Source organism: Streptomyces sp. NPDC050161 (assembly GCF_044460025.1).
Lineage (GTDB): Bacteria > Actinomycetota > Actinomycetes > Streptomycetales > Streptomycetaceae > Streptomyces.
Map to the genome: position 1 here is coordinate 39729 of NZ_JBITJM010000011.1, position 16281 is coordinate 56009.

General features: G+C 71.1%; 12 protein-coding genes. 7 read left to right on the top strand and 5 right to left on the bottom strand.

The window, feature by feature from the left end; all coding sequences use genetic code 11:
• Positions 1-26: 26 nt before the first annotated feature.
• The 5 genes from ACIBK8_RS19250 to ACIBK8_RS19270 are packed head-to-tail and all read left to right on the top strand — an operon-like array spanning position 27 to position 5683.
• Positions 27-1052 carry a sugar ABC transporter substrate-binding protein gene (locus tag ACIBK8_RS19250; protein WP_399043047.1) on the top strand — a complete coding sequence of 342 codons (1026 nt, stop codon included), beginning with the start codon at positions 27-29 and terminating at the stop codon, positions 1050-1052.
• Positions 1052-2776 carry a sugar ABC transporter ATP-binding protein gene (locus tag ACIBK8_RS19255; protein WP_399043048.1) on the top strand — a complete coding sequence of 575 codons (1725 nt, stop codon included), beginning with the start codon at positions 1052-1054 and terminating at the stop codon, positions 2774-2776. The genes ACIBK8_RS19250 and ACIBK8_RS19255 overlap by 1 nt, the downstream gene beginning before the upstream one ends.
• Positions 2773-3804: an ABC transporter permease gene (locus ACIBK8_RS19260; protein WP_399043049.1), complete on the top strand. Its 1032-nt coding sequence runs from the start codon at positions 2773-2775 to the stop codon at positions 3802-3804. Before ACIBK8_RS19255 ends, ACIBK8_RS19260 begins: the two co-directional genes overlap by 4 nt.
• An 8-nt stretch (positions 3805-3812) precedes the next feature.
• Entirely contained in the window at positions 3813-4829 is a 1017-nt protein-coding gene (locus ACIBK8_RS19265; protein WP_399043050.1) for an aldo/keto reductase, read from the top strand.
• Positions 4829-5683 carry an amidohydrolase family protein gene (locus tag ACIBK8_RS19270; RefSeq protein ID WP_399043051.1) on the top strand — a complete coding sequence of 285 codons (855 nt, stop codon included), beginning with the start codon at positions 4829-4831 and terminating at the stop codon, positions 5681-5683. The genes ACIBK8_RS19265 and ACIBK8_RS19270 overlap by 1 nt, the downstream gene beginning before the upstream one ends.
• Positions 5684-5715: 32 nt before the next feature.
• Here the strand turns inward: ACIBK8_RS19270 and ACIBK8_RS19275 are convergent, their stop codons facing one another.
• The 5 genes from ACIBK8_RS19275 to ACIBK8_RS19295 form a co-directional block, all read right to left on the bottom strand.
• Positions 5716-6387: a FadR/GntR family transcriptional regulator gene (locus tag ACIBK8_RS19275; RefSeq protein WP_399043052.1), complete on the bottom strand. Its 672-nt coding sequence runs from the start codon at positions 6385-6387 to the stop codon at positions 5716-5718.
• A 207-nt stretch (positions 6388-6594) separates the two neighbouring features.
• Positions 6595-8199, bottom strand: a complete 1605-nt coding sequence (locus tag ACIBK8_RS19280; RefSeq protein ID WP_399043053.1) for an FAD-dependent oxidoreductase — start codon at positions 8197-8199, stop codon at positions 6595-6597.
• A gap of 2 nt (positions 8200-8201) precedes the next feature.
• Positions 8202-9755, bottom strand: a complete 1554-nt coding sequence (glpK, locus tag ACIBK8_RS19285) for a glycerol kinase GlpK (RefSeq protein WP_399043054.1) — start codon at positions 9753-9755, stop codon at positions 8202-8204.
• Positions 9756-9803: 48 nt separating this feature from the next.
• A complete protein-coding gene (locus ACIBK8_RS19290; protein WP_399043055.1) occupies positions 9804-10592 on the bottom strand; it encodes an MIP/aquaporin family protein in 789 nt (262 codons plus the stop codon).
• 228 nt (positions 10593-10820) lie between these two features.
• On the bottom strand, positions 10821-11585 hold the full coding sequence (locus ACIBK8_RS19295; RefSeq protein ID WP_393686215.1) for an IclR family transcriptional regulator: 765 nt from the start codon (positions 11583-11585) through the stop codon (positions 10821-10823).
• Between the two features lie 240 nt (positions 11586-11825).
• Between ACIBK8_RS19295 and metH the strand changes: the two genes are divergently transcribed.
• Positions 11826-15335 (top strand): methionine synthase, encoded by a 3510-nt coding sequence (metH, locus tag ACIBK8_RS19300; protein ID WP_399043056.1) that lies wholly within the window; start codon positions 11826-11828, stop codon positions 15333-15335.
• A gap of 172 nt (positions 15336-15507) precedes the next feature.
• Entirely contained in the window at positions 15508-16221 is a 714-nt protein-coding gene (locus ACIBK8_RS19305; protein WP_399043057.1) for an HAD family hydrolase, read from the top strand.
• Positions 16222-16281 lie beyond the last annotated feature (60 nt).

Here is a 16281-nt window from a genome sequence, read left to right on the forward strand (position 1 = left end):
CGCACACCACGACCGAGGGACCACCCATGAGACTGCGTACGACCGGCGCGGCGGCCTGTGCCGTCCTGCTCGCCACCGCCGCACTCGCCGGCTGCAACCGCGGCAGCGACGCGGCAGGCCGGATCGGCATCGACATCCCGCGTGCCGACACCGACTTCTGGAACTCCTACCAGCAGTACGTGTCGAAGGACCTGGACCGCGACGGCACGGCAGCCCTGCCGCTGTCCAACTCGCAGAACGACATCTCCAAGGTCGTCTCCAACGTGCAGGCCCTCACCGACCAGGGCGCCAAGGCGATCGTGATGGCCCCGCAGGACACCGGCGCCATCAGCGCCGAACTCCGGCAGCTGGCGGAGAAGAAGATCCCGGTCGTCAGCGTGGACACCCGTCCCGACGAGGGCGCGGTCTACATGGTGGTCCGGGCCGACAACCGCGCGTACGGCGAGAAGTCCTGCGACTACCTCGGCAAGAAGCTCGGCGGCAGGGGCCGGGTCGCCGAACTCCAGGGCGACCTCAGCTCGATCAACGGCCGGGACCGCTCGGCCGCCTTCGCCGCCTGCATGAAGAAGAAGTACCCGAAGATCACCGTGCACGAGCTGGCCACCGACTGGAAGGGCGAGGTCGCCTCCGCCAAGCTCCAGAGCCTGCTCGCCCAGCACCGGGACATCGACGGCATCTACCTCCAGGCCGGCGGCGTCTTCCTCCAGCCGACGCTGGCCCTGCTGGAACAGAAGAAGCTCCTCAAGCCCGCCGGATCCCCGGGGCACATCACCGTCATCTCCAACGACGGCATCCCCGACGAACTGGCCGCGATCCGGGCCGGGAAGATCGACGCCACCCTCTCCCAGCCCGCCGACCTCTACGCCAAGTACGCGCTGTACTACGCCAAGGCGGGTGTGGCGGGGAAGAAGTTCACACCGGGCCCGACCGACCACGGCTCGACCATCGTGAAGATCAAGAACGGCCTGGAGGACCAGCTGCCCGCCCCGTTGGTCACCAAGGACACCGTCGACGACGGGAAACTCTGGGCCAACCAGCTGGAGAAGAAATAGTGCCGCCCGCAGCCACCGGCCCCACCGGGACGCCACCGGCCGCGGCGGCCGTCCGCGCCGAAGGCATCGTCAGGCGCTACGGCCCCACGCTCGCTCTCGACGGCGCCCGGCTGACCGTCGCGGCCGGTGAGGCGCACGCCCTCGTCGGACGCAACGGCGCCGGCAAGTCCACCCTGGTCTCGGTGCTCACCGGCATGCAGCGGCCGGACGCGGGCGAGATCACCTTCGGCGGCGCGCCCGCGCCCCGCTGGGGCGACACCGCCGCCTGGCAGCGCACCGTCGCCTGCGTCTACCAGAAATCGATGACCGTCCCCGACCTGACCGTCGCGGAGAACCTCTACCTGGGCCGGCTGCCGGGCCGCCGCGCCATCCGGTGGCGGGCGCTGCGCGACCGGGCCCGCGAACTGCTCACCGATTACGGCGTGGACGTCGACCCGGCCGCCCGCATCCGTGATCTCGGCGTCGAGCAGCGGCAGTTCGTGGAGATCGCCCGCGCGCTCTCCTTCGGCGCCCGGCTGATCATCCTCGACGAGCCGACCGCCAGGCTCGACGCGGGCGGCATCGACCGGCTCTTCGGCAAGCTCCGCGCGCTGCGCGCCCAGGGAGTCGCCTTCCTGTTCATCTCGCACCACCTCCAGGAGGTCCACGAGCTGTGCGACACCGTCACCGTCTTCCGTGACGCGCGCCATGTGCTGACCGCGCCCGTCGCAAGCCTCACCGATGACGCGCTGGTCGAGGCGATGACGGGGGAGCCGCGGGCCGCGGCGGCCCGGCGCCGCGCACCGGCGGCACGGCCCCCGGGCGAGCCGGTGCTGCGCACCGAACAGCTGGCCGTCCAGGGCCACTTCGCGCCCCTGGACCTGACCGTACGGGCCGGCGAGGTGGTGGGCCTGGCCGGGGCGACCGGCAGCGGGAACACTGCGATCGGCGAGACGCTGGTGGGCCTGCGGGCCCCGGACGGCGGCCGGATCACGGTGCGCGGCCGGCCGGTGCGCGGCGGCAGCGTCCCGCACGCACTGGGCGCCGGCATCGGCTACGTCCCCGAGGACCGCCACCGCGAGGGCCTCATCGCGGGCCGCAGCGTCGCCGAGAACGCCACGCTGACCGTCACCGACCAGCTCGGCCCGTTCGGCACCGTACTGCCGTCGCGGACCCGGGAGTTCGCCCACCGGATGATCACCTCGCTGGACATCAAGACGTCAGGTCCGGGACAGCCGGTGTCCGGTCTGTCAGGCGGCAACCAGCAGAAGGTCGTCATCGCCCGCGCGCTGGCCCGCGAGCCCGCCGTGCTGGTGGCCGTCCGCCCCACCAACGGGGTGGACGTCAAGTCCAAGGACGCGCTGCTCGGCGTGGTGCGGGAGACCGCCGACGGCGGCGGCTGCGCGCTGATCGTCTCCGACGAACTCGACGATCTGCGAATCTGCGACCGGGTGCTCGCGGTCTTCCACGGCCGGGTGGCCGCCGCGTTCCCGGCCGGCTGGAGCGACCACGAACTGGTCGCGGCGATGGAGGGGATGGCGGGGGCGGAGGGGGCGGAGGCGGCGGAAGGGGCGGAGGCGGCGGTCGGCCCGGACGATGCCCCGCACCGCACGGACGACGCCCCGCACCGCCCGGACGGCACCCCGCCCGGCCCCCGGCGGGCAGCAGGAACCGCAGGAACCGCAGGAACGGACGGCATCGAAGGCACCGGAGGCACCGGAGGCACCGAAGGGACCGCGCCATGACCGAGACCGCACCACCACCGGCCACCCACACCGCCAGGCCCCCCGCGCCCGCCCGCCCCCGGGCCCTGCCGGGCCGCTGGCGTGACCTCTCCCTGGTGCCGGTGATCTTCGTCCTCGGCGTCATCGGCTTCATCGTCTCGCCCGCCTTCCTCACCCAGGACAACCTCATCGGCGTCGTCCAGCAGTCCACCGAACTGGGCCTGCTGGTGCTCGGCGAGGCGCTGATCCTGATCAGCGGGCGGATGGACCTGTCACTGGAGTCGACGATCGGCCTCGCCCCGGTGGTCGCGCTGTGGCTGGTGATGCCCGCGCACGGCGCCCGCTTCGCCGGACTCGGGCTGCTCCCCGCCTGGAGCGCCGTCCCGCTCTGCCTGGCCGTGGGCGCGGCCATCGGCGCCACCAACGGCTTCCTCATCCTCAAGCTCCGCGTCAACGGCTTCATCGCCACCCTCGGCATGCTCACCATGCTGCGCGGCCTCCAGGTCGGCATCTCCGAGGGCCAGTCCATCGGCAACGTCCCGGCGTCCTTCGCCTACCTCGGCAAGGCCGAGTGGCTGGGCGTCCCCGCCGCCGTCTGGATCTGCCTGGCGCTCTTCGCCGCGGGCGGCGGCGTACTCGGCTACCTGCGGCACGGGCGGGCGCTGTACGCCGTCGGCGGCAACCCGGAGGCGGCCCGCGCCGCCGGCATCCGGGTGGACCGCCTCACCTGGATCGTGCTGACCGCCGGCGGGGTGCTCGCCGCCTTCGCCGGCATCCTCTACACCGGCCACTACGGCGCGGTCTCCGCGAGCCAGGGCGACGGCTGGATCTTCCAGGTCTTCGCCGCCGCGGTGATCGGCGGCATCAGCCTCAAGGGCGGCCGTGGCACCCTCTTCGGCGCGCTGACCGGCGTCCTGACCCTCCAGTTGGTCATCAACGTGATGACGCTGGGCGGGGTGCCGCCGCTGTGGACCCAGTTCCTCAACGGCATGATCATCATCATCGCGCTGGTCATCTCCCGCTTCACCAGCGGCGAGAAGCAGGACTGAGGCCCGGCATGCCGTATCTCCCGCACGGACCGAGGGAGTTGGGCCGCAGCGGCGTCACCGTCCCGCCCCTCGGCCTCGGCTGCGCCCCGCTGGGCAACCTCTACCGCGCCGTCCCCGAGGCCCAGGCCCAGGACGTGCTGCGCACCGCCCTCGCCACCGGAGCCCGCTACCTCGACACCGCCCCGCACTACGGCGTCGGCCTCGCCGAGGAGCGCATCGGCCGGGCACTGCGCGGTCGCGACCGGGCCACGTACACCCTCTCCACCAAGGTGGGCCGCCGGCTGCGACCGCTGGCACCGGGCGAGGAGGCCGCAGGCGAGGGTTTCGTCGACACCCCCGCACGCGCCCGGGTACGGGACTTCAGCCGCGACGGCATCCGGGCCGGCCTCGACGCGTCCCTGGAACGGCTCGGCGTGGAATCCGTCGACATCGTCTACCTCCACGACGTCGAAGACCACCTGCGCGAGGTGTACGAGACCGGCTTCCCCGCCCTCGCCGAACTCCGCGACCAGCGGGCCGTACGCGCCATCGGCTTCGGCATGAACCACAGCGGCGTGCTGGCCCGCCTGGTCGCCGACCTCGACGTGGACGTGGTGCTCTGCGCCGGCCGCTGGACGCTGCTGGAGCGCACCGCGTTCGACGACCTGCTGCCGGTGTGCGCGCGGCGCGGCACCTCGGTCGTGGTCGGCGGCGTCTACAACTCCGGCCTGCTGGCCGACCCGTCGCCCGGCGCGCCGTACGACTACGCCCCCGCGCCGCCCGCCGTCCTGGCGCGGGCCCGCCAACTGGCCGACGTCTGCGCGGAGTTCGGCGTCCCCCTCAAGGCCGCCGCGCTGCGCTTCCCGTTCGGTCACCCCGCCGTCGCCTCGGCGGTCGTCGGCGCCGCCACCGCCGACGAGGCCGCCCAGAACGCCGCGCTGTTCACCCACGACATCCCCGACGCCCTGTGGCACACCCTCGTCGCCCGTGGCCTGCTCGGCCCTGACCTGCCGCTGCCCACCGCCGACCCCGGAGCGCGCCCCTGATGCGTATCGACGCCCATCACCACCTGTGGAACCTCGGCAGGCGCCCGCAGCCCTGGATGGACGGCCCCTGGGCCGATCCCATCCGCCGCGACTTCACCCTCTCCGATCTCGCCCCGCAGCTCGCCGCGCACGGCATCGAGGGCACCGTGCTCGTCCAGTCCTCGTCCTCGTACGAGGAGACCGCCGAGCTGCTGGCCGTCGCGGCGGGGGAGGGGCCGGTGCGCGGCGTCGTCGGCTGGGCCGATCTCACCGATCCGGCGCTAGGCGAGGCGTCGGCCGCCCTCGGGCCCGGCCTGGTGGGCATCCGCCACCAGGTCCAGGACGAGCCGGATCCCGACTGGCTGACCCGGCCCGACGTGCTGCGCGGGCTGCGCACCCTGGCCGCAGCGGGGCTCGTCTACGACCTGCTGGTCACGCCGCGCGAGCTGCCCGCGGCGCTGGCCGCGGCGCGCGCGGTGCCGGAGCTGTCCTTCGTGCTGGACCACGCGGGGAAGCCGCCGGTGGCCCGCGGCGCACGCCTGCCCTGGGCCGGTCACCTCACCGCCATCGCCCGGCTGCCGAACGTCAGCTGCAAACTCTCCGGCCTGGTCACCGAGGCCGATTGGACCACCTGGCGGCCGGACCAACTCCTGCCGTACGCCCGGCACGTCCTGGACGCCTTCGGGCCCGACCGGGTCCTCTTCGGCTCCGACTGGCCGGTGTGCACCCTCGCCGCCCGCTACGACGAGGTCGTCGCCCTCGCCGAGTCGGCCACCGGCCATCTCACCGCCGCCGAACGCGCCGCCGTCTTCGGGGGAACGGCGGCGCGGGTGTACGGCATCGGGCGGCCGGAGGCACGGCAGCGAGCGGGGTGAGGGGAGGGAGGAGCGGGGGCCGAGGGCGGGTGTCACAGCGTCGAGCGCAGCCACTGCTCCACGCTCGCGATGTGCACCGTCGCCCACGCCCGCGCGGCCTCCGCGTCGCGGTCGCGCAGTGCCCCGATGATCGCGCGGTGCTCGGTGAGGGTGCGGGCCACCGCGTCCTTCTGCGTCAGCCCCCGCCAGATCCGGGCCCGGGTGGTCGGCCCCGACAGGCCGTCCAGCAGCGAACAGAGCACGGAGTTGCCGGACGCGGCGACGATCCTGCGGTGGAACTCCAGGTCGCCGCCCACCAGATCCTCCACCGATGGATCCGGGCCCAGCGCGTCCAACTGCGCCTCCAGGGCGTCCAGTTCGGCCGGATCGATCCGGCCGGCCGCCATCGCGGTGGCGGCCGGCTCCAGGATCCGGCGGACGGAGAGGAACTCAAGGACCGTGTCGTCGCGGTGGAAGTCCACCACGAAGCTCATGGCCTCCAGCAGGAGCTGCGGATCCAGGCTGGTGACGTACGTCCCGTCGCCCTGCCGTACGTCCAGGATGCGGATCAGTGAGAGCGCGCGGACCGCCTCGCGCAGGGAATTGCGCGACAGGCCCAGATCGGCCGCCAGTTCGCTCTCCTTGGGCAGCCGGTCGCCCGGCCGCAGCGCCCCGGAGACGATCATGCCCTTGATCTTCTCGATGGCCTCGTCAGTGACGGCCATGGCCGACCTCCCCGCTCGGACCCGCCGGACATCCCACCAGACATCCGATGTCTGGCCCCATTATGGCCTCTCCCGAGCCCCGAAGGCCCTCCGTACGCGGACCGGGCCGCCTGCCCTCCATGGCCAACGCCACACCCCGGCCCACCGCACGCCGAAGGGGCGGCCCCGTCCACCGGGAACCGCCCCTTCATCCGTTCACGCCGGGGATCAGCCCTCCAGCATGCCCTTCACCTTGGCGCGGACGTCCTCCGTGTCCAGGCCGCGGATGGTGAGCGTGGTACGGCGGCGCAGCACGTCGTCGACGGTCTCGGCCCACTCGTGGTCACGGGCGTAGGCGACCTGCGCCCAGATCTCCGGGGCGTCCGGGTGGATCCGCTCGGCCAGCTCCGGGTTCTCGTTCGCCAGCCGGGCGATGTCGAAGGACAGCGAGCCGTAGTGGGTGGCGAGGTGACGCGCGGTCTCCGGGGCCATCTGCGGGCCGGGGGCGGTGCCGTCGATCAGCAGCCGGTGCGCGACCGCGTTGGGGTTGGCGATGCCGGGCAGCGGGAGCTTCTTCGGCAGGTGCGAGATCGGCTCCATGTCCTCGGCCAGCGGGTGGCCGGGCAGCGCGGCGAGCTTGTTCATGACCGTACGGCCGATGTGCCGGAAGGTCGTCCACTTGCCGCCCGCCACGGACAGCATGCCGCCGCTGCCCTCGGTGACGACCGTCTCGCGCTTGGCCTTCGAGGTGTCGCCGGGGCCGCCGGGCAGCACCCGCAGACCCGCGAAGGAGTACGTGATCAGGTCGCGGGAGAGCTGCTGGTCACGGACCGAGAAGGCGGCCTCGTCGAGGATCTGCGCGGTGTCCTTCTCGGTGACCGCGACGTCCGCCGGGTCGCCCTCGAACTCCTCGTCGGTGGTGCCGAGCAGCAGCATGTCCTCCCAGGGGAGGGCGAAGGTGATGCGGTACTTGTCGATCGGCGTGGCCAGCGCGGCCTTCCAGGGGGCGGTGCGCTTGAGCACCAGGTGCGCGCCCTTCGACAGCCGGATGGAGGGGTCCGCGCCCTTGTCCTCCATCTTGCGCAGGTGGTCGACCCACGGTCCGGTGGCGTTGAGCACGAGGCGGGCGTTGACGCCGAACTCCTCGCCCTCCATCCGGTCCTTCAGCTCCGCGCCTGTGACCCGTCCCTGGGTGAAGCGCAGGCCGGTGACCTCGGCGTGGTTGAGGACCGTGGCGCCGGCCGCGACGGCGGCGCGGACGGTCATCAGGGCCATCCGGGAGTCGTTCATCTGGTCGTCGCCGTACACGGCCACGGCCTTGAGGTTCTCGGTGCGCAGCTCCGGCACGTCACGCTGGGCCTTGGCCGGCGATATGACGTGGCCGACGCCGTCGCCGAAGGCGGACAGCGCGGAGTACGCGAAGACGCCGGCGCCGAGCTTGGCCGCGCCGTGCGGGCCGCCCTTGTAGACGGGCAGGTAGAAGGTCAGGGGGTTGGCGAGGTGCGGTGCCACCTGACGGGAGACCGCACGCCGCTCGAAGTGGTTCTCCGCCACCAGCTTGACCGCGCCGGTCTGCAGGTAGCGCAGACCGCCGTGCAGCAGCTTGGAGGAGGCGGAGGAGGTGGCGCCGGCGAAGTCACCGGCGTCCACCAGGGCCACCCGCAGTCCGGCCTGCGCGGCGTGCCAGGCAGTGGAGATGCCCAGGATGCCGCCACCGATCACCAGGAGGTCGTACGTCGCCTTGGAAAGCTGTTCCCGGGTCTCGGCGCGGCTCGCGGTCGAACCATCGGCCGGGTGCGTCCCCAGTGCCGGGACGCTCTGCAGGGTGCTCATGATTACTCCTCGACAATGCTGTCATCGAGCCAGCCCATGGAGCGTTCCACGGCCTTGAGCCAGCTCTTGTACTCGCGGTCACGGGTGGCCGCTTCCATCCGGGGGGTCCACTCGGCGGCCCGGCGCCAGTTGGCGCGCAGTTCGTCGGTGCTGGACCAGAAGCCGACGGCCAGTCCGGCCGCGTAGGCGGCGCCGAGGCAGGTCGTCTCGGCGACCATCGGGCGCACCACGGGCGCGTCCAGGAAGTCCGAGATGGTCTGCATCAGCAGGTTGTTGGAGGTCATGCCGCCGTCGACCTTCAGTGCGGTCAGCTCGACGCCGGAGTCCTTGGTCATGGCGTCGGTGATCTCGCGGGTCTGCCAGGCGGTGGCCTCAAGCACGGCGCGCGCGATGTGCGCCTTGGTGACGTAGCGGGTCAGGCCCGCGATGACGCCGCGCGCGTCCGAGCGCCAATAGGGGGCGAACAGGCCGGAGAACGCCGGCACGAAGTACGCGCCGCCGTTGTCGTCGACCGTGCTGGCCAGCGTCTCGATCTCGGCGGCGGAGTTGATCAGGCCCATCTGGTCGCGCATCCACTGCACCAGCGAACCGGTGACGGCGATGGAGCCTTCCAGCGCGTACACCGCCTGCTGGTCGCCGATGCGGTAGCCGACGGTGGTGAGCAGGCCGTTGTACGAGTTCACCGGCTCGTGCCCGGTGTTCATCAGCATGAAGGTGCCGGTGCCGTACGTGGACTTGGCCTCGCCCTGGTCGAAGCAGGTCTGGCCGAACAGCGCGGCCTGCTGGTCGCCGAGCGCGGAGGCGACCGGGACACCCGCCAGGGCGCCGCCCGCGGTGATGCCGTAGACCTCGGCGGACGACTTGATCTCGGGGAGGACCTCCGCCGGGATGTGGATCGACTGGAGGATCTTCTCGTCCCACTCCAGGCGGTGCAGGTTCATCAGCAGGGTGCGCGAGGCGTTGGTGACGTCCGTGACGTGCACACCGCCGTTGACGCCGCCGGTGAGGTTCCAGATGACCCAGGAGTCCATGGTGCCGAAGAGGATGTCGCCGCGCTCGGCGCGCTCGCGCAGGCCCTCGACGTTGTCCAGCAGCCAGCGGATCTTGGGCCCGGCGAAGTACGAGGCCAGCGGCAGGCCGGTCTCGCGGCGGAAGCGGTCCTGGCCGACGTTGCGGCCCAGTTCCTTGCAGAGCGCGTCGGTGCGGGTGTCCTGCCAGACGATGGCGTTGTGGACGGGCTCACCGGTGTGCTTGTCCCAGAGCAGCGTGGTCTCGCGCTGGTTGGTGATGCCGATCGCCTTGACGTCGGCGGCGGTGATGCCGGCCTTCTCCATGGCGCCGGCCACGACCTGCTGGACGTTGGCCCAGATCTCGGTCGCGTCGTGCTCGACCCAGCCCGGCTTCGGGAAGATCTGCTCGTGTTCCTTCTGGTCGACCGCCACGATGCGGCCGTCCTTGTCGAAGACGATGCAGCGGCTGGACGTCGTGCCCTGGTCGATGGCCGCGATGAACGGTCCGTGGCCGTGGGAGGAGGGCGTGTTGTGGGTGTCACTCATGGTGTGCTCCAGAAAATCTGTGCGGGCGGAGTCGGGAGGCGGCGCGGATCAGGCGAATGCCACCTGATAGATGCCACCGGCGATGGCCCCGCCAATCAGCGGGCCGACGACCGGGATCCAGGCGTATCCCCAGTCCGAGCCGCCCTTGTTCGGCAGCGGCAGCAGCGCGTGCACGATGCGCGGCCCGAGGTCGCGGACCGGGTTGATGCCGTAGCCGGTGGGTCCGCCCAGCGACAGACCGATACCGACGACGACCAGGGCGACCAGCAGGGAGCCCAGCGGCCCGACACCCTTGCCGTCGTCGCTCAGGCCGAGGGTGAGGATCGCCAGCACGAGCACGATGGTGGCGATGATCTCGGTTGCGAGGTTCTGTACCGCGTGCCTGATCTCCGGGCCGGTGGAGAAGATGCCGAGGACCGGTCCCGCCTTCGGGGCCGCTGCCTGATCGACGAGTCCGTCCGTGCCGTTGTGCGCTGCCAGCACCTCGGGGTCCGTCAGGTGCGCACGGAACTGCCCGTAGTACGAGACCCACACCAGGAACGCGCCGATCATGGCGCCGAGCAGCTCACCGCCGAAGTAGACGGGTACCTGGCTCCACTCGATGCCGCCCTTGATGGCGAGACCGATGGTGACCGCAGGGTTGAGGTGCGCGCCGGACTTCGCGGCGATGTAGGCGCCCGTGAGGACGGCGAAGCCCCACCCGAACGCGATGGCGACCCAGCCGGCGTTGTACGCCTTGGAGCGCTTGAACGTGACGGCGGCGCAGACGCCACCGCCCAGCAATGTCAGAACAGCGGTACCGATGGTCTCGCTGATGAAGATGTCGGAGCTGGACACCCGCGACTCCTTTGTCCTTCGTCCAGGGGAAGGCGGACCCCCAGGTCCCTCCGGTGGTCCGCACCCTCCAAGAGGGTGGTGGTCGGCCCGCGGCACTGCCCACCATAACGAAGATTGTCGCAAGGTGTTCGACAATGCCGACCGACGAACGGCAGTTTTGTTTACCCGCAGGAAACCGTCAAGGCATCCGTGGCGAAAACCTTGGGTGAATATATGCACCCAAAAAGGTCAAAACCGACCTGCACCAAGATCTCTGGACACGGCGCGTGCACAATCCCTCACCGCAGCGACGATTTCCGGCCGCAGCTCCCCCTCCTGGCACACCCGTTCCACGGCCCCTGTGATTCCCACCGCACCGACCGGCATCCGCCTGCGGTCGTGGATCGGCGCGGCCACCGACGCCACGCCCTCCCAGGTCTCCTCGACGTCGGCGGCCCAGCCGCGCGCCCGGGTCACGTCCAGGACACCCTCGAATTCCTCCATGCCGGTCACCGTGCGCGGCGTGAGCGACTGCCGCTCCACCTCCGTGACCTCGCTGTGCGCCACCGGGTCGTACGCGCACAGCACCTTGCCGAGCGCCGTGCTGTGCAGCGGGTGCATCGCGCCCACCTCAAGGACCTGGCGGCTGTCGTCCGGCCGGAAGACGTGGTGCACGATCAGTACGCCCTGCTGGTGCAGCACCCCGAGATAGACGCTCTCGCCGCTGGAGCGGGCCAGGTCGTCGGTCCACACCAGGGCCCGCGCGCGCAGCTCGTGCACGTCCAGGTAGCTGTTGCCCAGGCGCAGCAGTTCGGCGCCCAGTTGGTAGCGCCCGGACGCCGGGTCCTGCTCGACGAAGCCCTCCTGCTGGAGCGTGCGCAGGATGCCGTGCGCGGTCCCCTTGGCCAGACCGATGGCGGAGGAGATGTCGGACAGTCCCAGCCGCCGTTCCCCGCCGGCCAGCAGCCGCAGCACTGCGGCGGCTCGCTCCAGCGACTGGATGGTGCGTGCCATCGGACAACCTCCGGTATTGAGCGGTTCGACAATGCTGAACGATATCGGCCCATGCCGACCGGCGGGGGGCACTGGAGCCATCCCACGATCATGAACCGCGCAGCGCAAGAGGCAGGCCACACGGCTGTCCACGCGCTGGAATGCCGCACACCTGTACCGGGTCGGCAGCTACGCTGGCCGGGTGCGCCCTCTCCCGGAGGGTGCAAAGCCGACAGCCGTCGCAACCAGGGGAGTATCTCCATGGCCTCGTACACGCCATCGTCCGACAGCACATCCCGCATCGATTCCTTCCGCGAGGCACTGGCCTCCCGGGTGGTGGTCGCCGACGGGGCGATGGGCACGATGCTGCAGGCACAGGACCCGACGATGGAGGACTTCCAGCAGCTGGAGGGCTGCAACGAAGTACTCAACATCACCCGTCCGGACATCGTGCGCTCGGTGCACGAGGAGTACTTCGCGGTCGGCGTCGACTGCGTGGAGACCAACACCTTCGGCGCGAACTTCGCCGCACTGGCCGAGTACGACATCCCCGAGCGGGTCTTCGAACTGTCCGAGTCCGGCGCCCGCATCGCCCGCGAGGTCGCCGACGAGTTCACCGCGTCGACCGGGCAGCAGCGCTGGGTGCTGGGCTCGATGGGCCCCGGCACCAAGCTGCCGACGCTGGGCCACGCCCCGTACGTCACGCTGCGCGACGCCTACCAGCAGAACGCCGAGGGCATGATCGCCGGCGGCGCCGACGCGCTGCTGGTGGAGACCACGCAGGACCTGCTGCAGACCAAGGCCGCCATCCTCGGCGCCCGCCGCGCCCTCGCGGCGACCGGCACCCGCCTCCCGGTGATCTGCTCGGTGACGGTCGAGACCACCGGCACCATGCTGCTGGGCTCGGAGATCGGCGCCGCGCTGACCGCCCTGGAGCCGCTCGGCATCGACATGATCGGCCTCAACTGCGCCACCGGACCTTCCGAGATGAGCGAGCACCTGCGCTATCTCGCCCGCAATTCCCGCGTCCCGATCTCCTGCATGCCCAACGCGGGCCTGCCGGTCCTGGGCAAGGACGGCGCGCACTACCCGCTGTCCGCCGGTGAACTGGCCGACGCCCAGGAGTCGTTCGTCGCCGAGTACGGCCTGTCGCTGGTCGGCGGCTGCTGCGGCACCACCCCCGAGCACCTGCGGCAGGTCGTCGAGCGGGTGCGCGGCCAGGTCCCGCCGGCCCGCGTGGCGCGGCCCGAGCCCGGCGCCGCCTCGCTCTACCAGACCGTGCCCTTCCGCCAGGACACCTCCTACCTGGCCATCGGTGAGCGCACCAACGCCAACGGATCGAAGAAGTTCCGCGAGGCGATGCTGGAGGCCCGCTGGGACGACTGCGTGGAGATCGCCCGCGACCAGATCCGTGAGGGCGCCCACATGCTCGACCTGTGTGTCGACTACGTCGGCCGGGACGGCGTCGCCGACATGGAGGAACTCGCCGGCCGGCTCGCCACCGCCTCCACGCTGCCGATCGTGCTGGACTCCACCGAACTGCCCGTGCTCCAGGCCGGCTTGGAGAAGCTGGGTGGCCGCGCGGTGATCAACTCCGTCAACTACGAGGACGGCGACGGTCCCGAGTCCCGCTGGGCGAAGGTGACCGCGCTGGCCGCCGAGCACGGCGCGGCGCTGATCGCGCTGACCATCGACGAGACGGGCCAGGCCCGCACCGCCGATGACAAGGTCGCCATCGCGGAACGGATGATCGCCGACCTGACCGGCAACTGGGGCATCCACGAGTCGGACATCCTCATCGACACCCTGACCTTCACCATCTGCACCGGTCAGGAGGAGTCCCGCAAGGACGGCATCAACACCATCGAGGCGATCCGCGAACTCAAGCGCCGCCACCCCGACGTACAGACCACGCTGGGCCTGTCGAACATCTCCTTCGGTCTGAACCCCGCCGCCCGCATCACCCTCAACTCCGTCTTCCTCGACGAGTGCGTCAAGGCGGGACTGGACTCGGCGATCGTGCACGCCTCGAAGATCCTGCCGATCGCCCGGCTGGAGGAGGAGCAGGTCAAGGCCGCCCTCGACCTGATCTACGACCGCCGCGCCGAGGGCTACGACCCGCTGCAGAAGCTCATGGAGCTGTTCGAGGGCGTCAACACCAAGTCCCTCAAGGACGGCCGCGCCGAGGAACTCCTGGCCCTGCCGCTGGACGAGCGCCTCCAGCGCCGCATCATCGACGGCGAGAAGAACGGCCTGGAGGCCGACCTGGACGAGGCGCTGACGAGCCGTCCGGCGCTGGACATCGTCAACGACACGCTCCTGGAGGGCATGAAGGTCGTCGGCGAACTGTTCGGCTCCGGCCAGATGCAGCTGCCGTTCGTCCTCCAGTCCGCCGAGGTCATGAAGACCGCGGTCGCCCACCTCGAACCGCACATGGAGAAGAGCGACGACGAGGGCAAGGGCACCATCGTGCTCGCCACCGTCCGCGGCGACGTCCACGACATCGGCAAGAACCTCGTCGACATCATCCTGTCCAACAACGGCTACAACGTCGTCAACCTCGGCATCAAGCAGCCCGTCTCGGCGATCCTGGAGGCCGCCGAGGAACACCGCGCGGACGTCATCGGCATGTCGGGACTCCTGGTCAAGTCCACGGTGATCATGAAGGAGAACCTCCAGGAGCTGAACCAGCGCAACATGGCGGCCGACTTCCCCGTCATCCTCGGCGGCGCCGCCCTCACCCGCGCCTACGTCGAACAGGACCTGCACGAGATCTACGAGGGCGAGGTCCGCTACGCCAGGGACGCCTTCGAGGGACTGCGCCTGATGGACGCCCTGATCGCCGTCAAGCGCGGGGTGCCGGGCGCGGCGCTGCCCGAACTGAAGCAGCGGCGGGTGCCCAAGCGCGAGACGGCCGTGGTGGAGGCCGACGAGCCCGAGGGCTCGGTGCGCTCCGACGTCGCCGTCGACAACCCCGTCCCCGCCCCGCCGTTCTGGGGCACCCGCGTCGTCAAGGGCATCCAGCTCGCCGACTACGCCTCCTGGCTGGACGAGGGCGCGCTCTTCAAGGGTCAGTGGGGCCTCAAGCAGGCCCGTACGGGAGACGGTCCGACGTACGAGGAGCTGGTGGAGACCGAGGGCCGGCCGCGGCTGCGCGGCTGGCTGGACAAGCTCCAGACCGAGAACCTCCTGGAAGCCGCCGTCGTCCAGGGCTACTTCCCCTGCTACTCCAAGGGCGACGACCTCATCCTCCTGCACGAGGACGGCACCGAGCGCACCCGCTTCACCTTCCCGCGCCAGCGCCGCGGGCGCCGCCTGTGCCTGGCCGACTTCTTCCGTCCCGAGGAGTCGGGCGAGCGGGACGTGGTCGGGCTCCAGGTCGTCACCGTCGGCTCACGGATCGGTGAGGCGACGGCCAAGCTGTTCGCCGACAACGCCTACCGCGACTACCTCGAACTGCACGGCCTGTCCGTCCAGCTCGCCGAGGCGCTGGCCGAGTACTGGCACGCGCGGGTCCGCTCGGAGCTGGGCTTCGCGGGCGAGGACCCCGCCGACGTCGAGGACATGTTCGCCCTCAAGTACCGCGGCGCGCGCTTCTCGCTGGGCTACGGCGCCTGCCCCGACCTGGAGGACCGCGCGAAGATCGCCGACCTGCTGGAACCGGGGCGCATCGGCGTCGAGCTGTCCGAGGAATTCCAGCTGCACCCCGAACAGTCCACCGACGCGATCATCATCCACCACCCGGAGGCGAAGTACTTCAACGCACGGTGAGCGCCGGGTGGCCGCCCGTCACCTCCGGCGGGCGGCCCGCCGCGGTCCCGGCGGGCGTCCCGCGGCGGCCGGTCGTACACTGGTCGGTCCGGTAGTGGCCGGTCGCTCTCCCCGCACGGGGCGGCGACCGGCCCTTTCGTCCCTTCGGGGACGCCCTCACGGAGGTGAACGGATGACCAGCAGCATCCCCGCGGTCGCCACCCGTACGGCCGAAGACGCGACCCTCCAGGCCGTCTTCCTCGATCTGGACGGCACCCTCGTCGACACCGAGGGCTTCTGGTGGGAGGCGGAGGCGGAGGTCTTCGCCGAACTGGGGCACATCCTGGACGACACCCACCGCGGTGTCGTCGTCGGCGGCCCGATGACCCGCAGCGCCGGCTATCTCATCCGGGCCACCGGAGCCGAGATCGGCCTGACGGAGCTGAGCGGTCTGCTCAACGCCCGCTTCGCCGCCCGGATCGCGGGCGGCGTGCCGCTGATGCCGGGCGCGCACCGGCTGCTCGCCGAACTGTCCGCGCACGCCGTGCCCACCGCGCTGGTCTCGGCCTCGCACCGGACCATCATCGACCGGATGCTGCACTCCCTGGGAGCGGCCAACTTCCGTCTGACGCTCGCGGGTGACGAACTGGCACGCACCAAACCGCACCCGGACCCGTATCTGACGGCGGCGGCACGGCTGGGTGTCGACCCCGCGCGGTGCGCGGTGGTGGAGGACACGATGACGGGTGTGACGGCGGGCGAGGCCGCGGGCTGCCGGGTCGTCGCCGTGCCGTCGGTGCTGCCGATCCCGCCCGCCGAAGGCCGTACGGTCGTCCGTTCGCTCGAAGAAGTCGATCTGCCTTTTCTCCGGTCACTCATCACGGAAAGCCGCGGCGGTGTGTACTGAGCGTGCTTCGGTGAAAACCACCGGAACTCAGGGGAGTGGTCCGCTCATTTTCCGTGACGA

Bases quoted from the DNA above. Each gene is read 5' to 3' on its own strand.
- ACIBK8_RS19250 (WP_399043047.1), top strand. From the start codon at position 27: ATGAGACTGCGTACGACCGGCGCGGCGGCCTGTGCCGTCCTGCTCGCC.
- ACIBK8_RS19260 (WP_399043049.1), top strand. From the start codon at position 2,773: ATGACCGAGACCGCACCACCACCGGCCACCCACACCGCCAGGCCCCCC.
- ACIBK8_RS19265 (WP_399043050.1), top strand. From the start codon at position 3,813: ATGCCGTATCTCCCGCACGGACCGAGGGAGTTGGGCCGCAGCGGCGTC.
- ACIBK8_RS19270 (WP_399043051.1), top strand. From the start codon at position 4,829: ATGCGTATCGACGCCCATCACCACCTGTGGAACCTCGGCAGGCGCCCG.
- ACIBK8_RS19275 (WP_399043052.1), bottom strand. From the start codon at position 6,387: ATGGCCGTCACTGACGAGGCCATCGAGAAGATCAAGGGCATGATCGTC.
- ACIBK8_RS19280 (WP_399043053.1), bottom strand. From the start codon at position 8,199: ATGAGCACCCTGCAGAGCGTCCCGGCACTGGGGACGCACCCGGCCGAT.
- glpK (WP_399043054.1), bottom strand. From the start codon at position 9,755: ATGAGTGACACCCACAACACGCCCTCCTCCCACGGCCACGGACCGTTC.
- ACIBK8_RS19295 (WP_393686215.1), bottom strand. From the start codon at position 11,585: ATGGCACGCACCATCCAGTCGCTGGAGCGAGCCGCCGCAGTGCTGCGG.
- metH (WP_399043056.1), top strand. From the start codon at position 11,826: ATGGCCTCGTACACGCCATCGTCCGACAGCACATCCCGCATCGATTCC.
- ACIBK8_RS19305 (WP_399043057.1), top strand. From the start codon at position 15,508: ATGACCAGCAGCATCCCCGCGGTCGCCACCCGTACGGCCGAAGACGCG.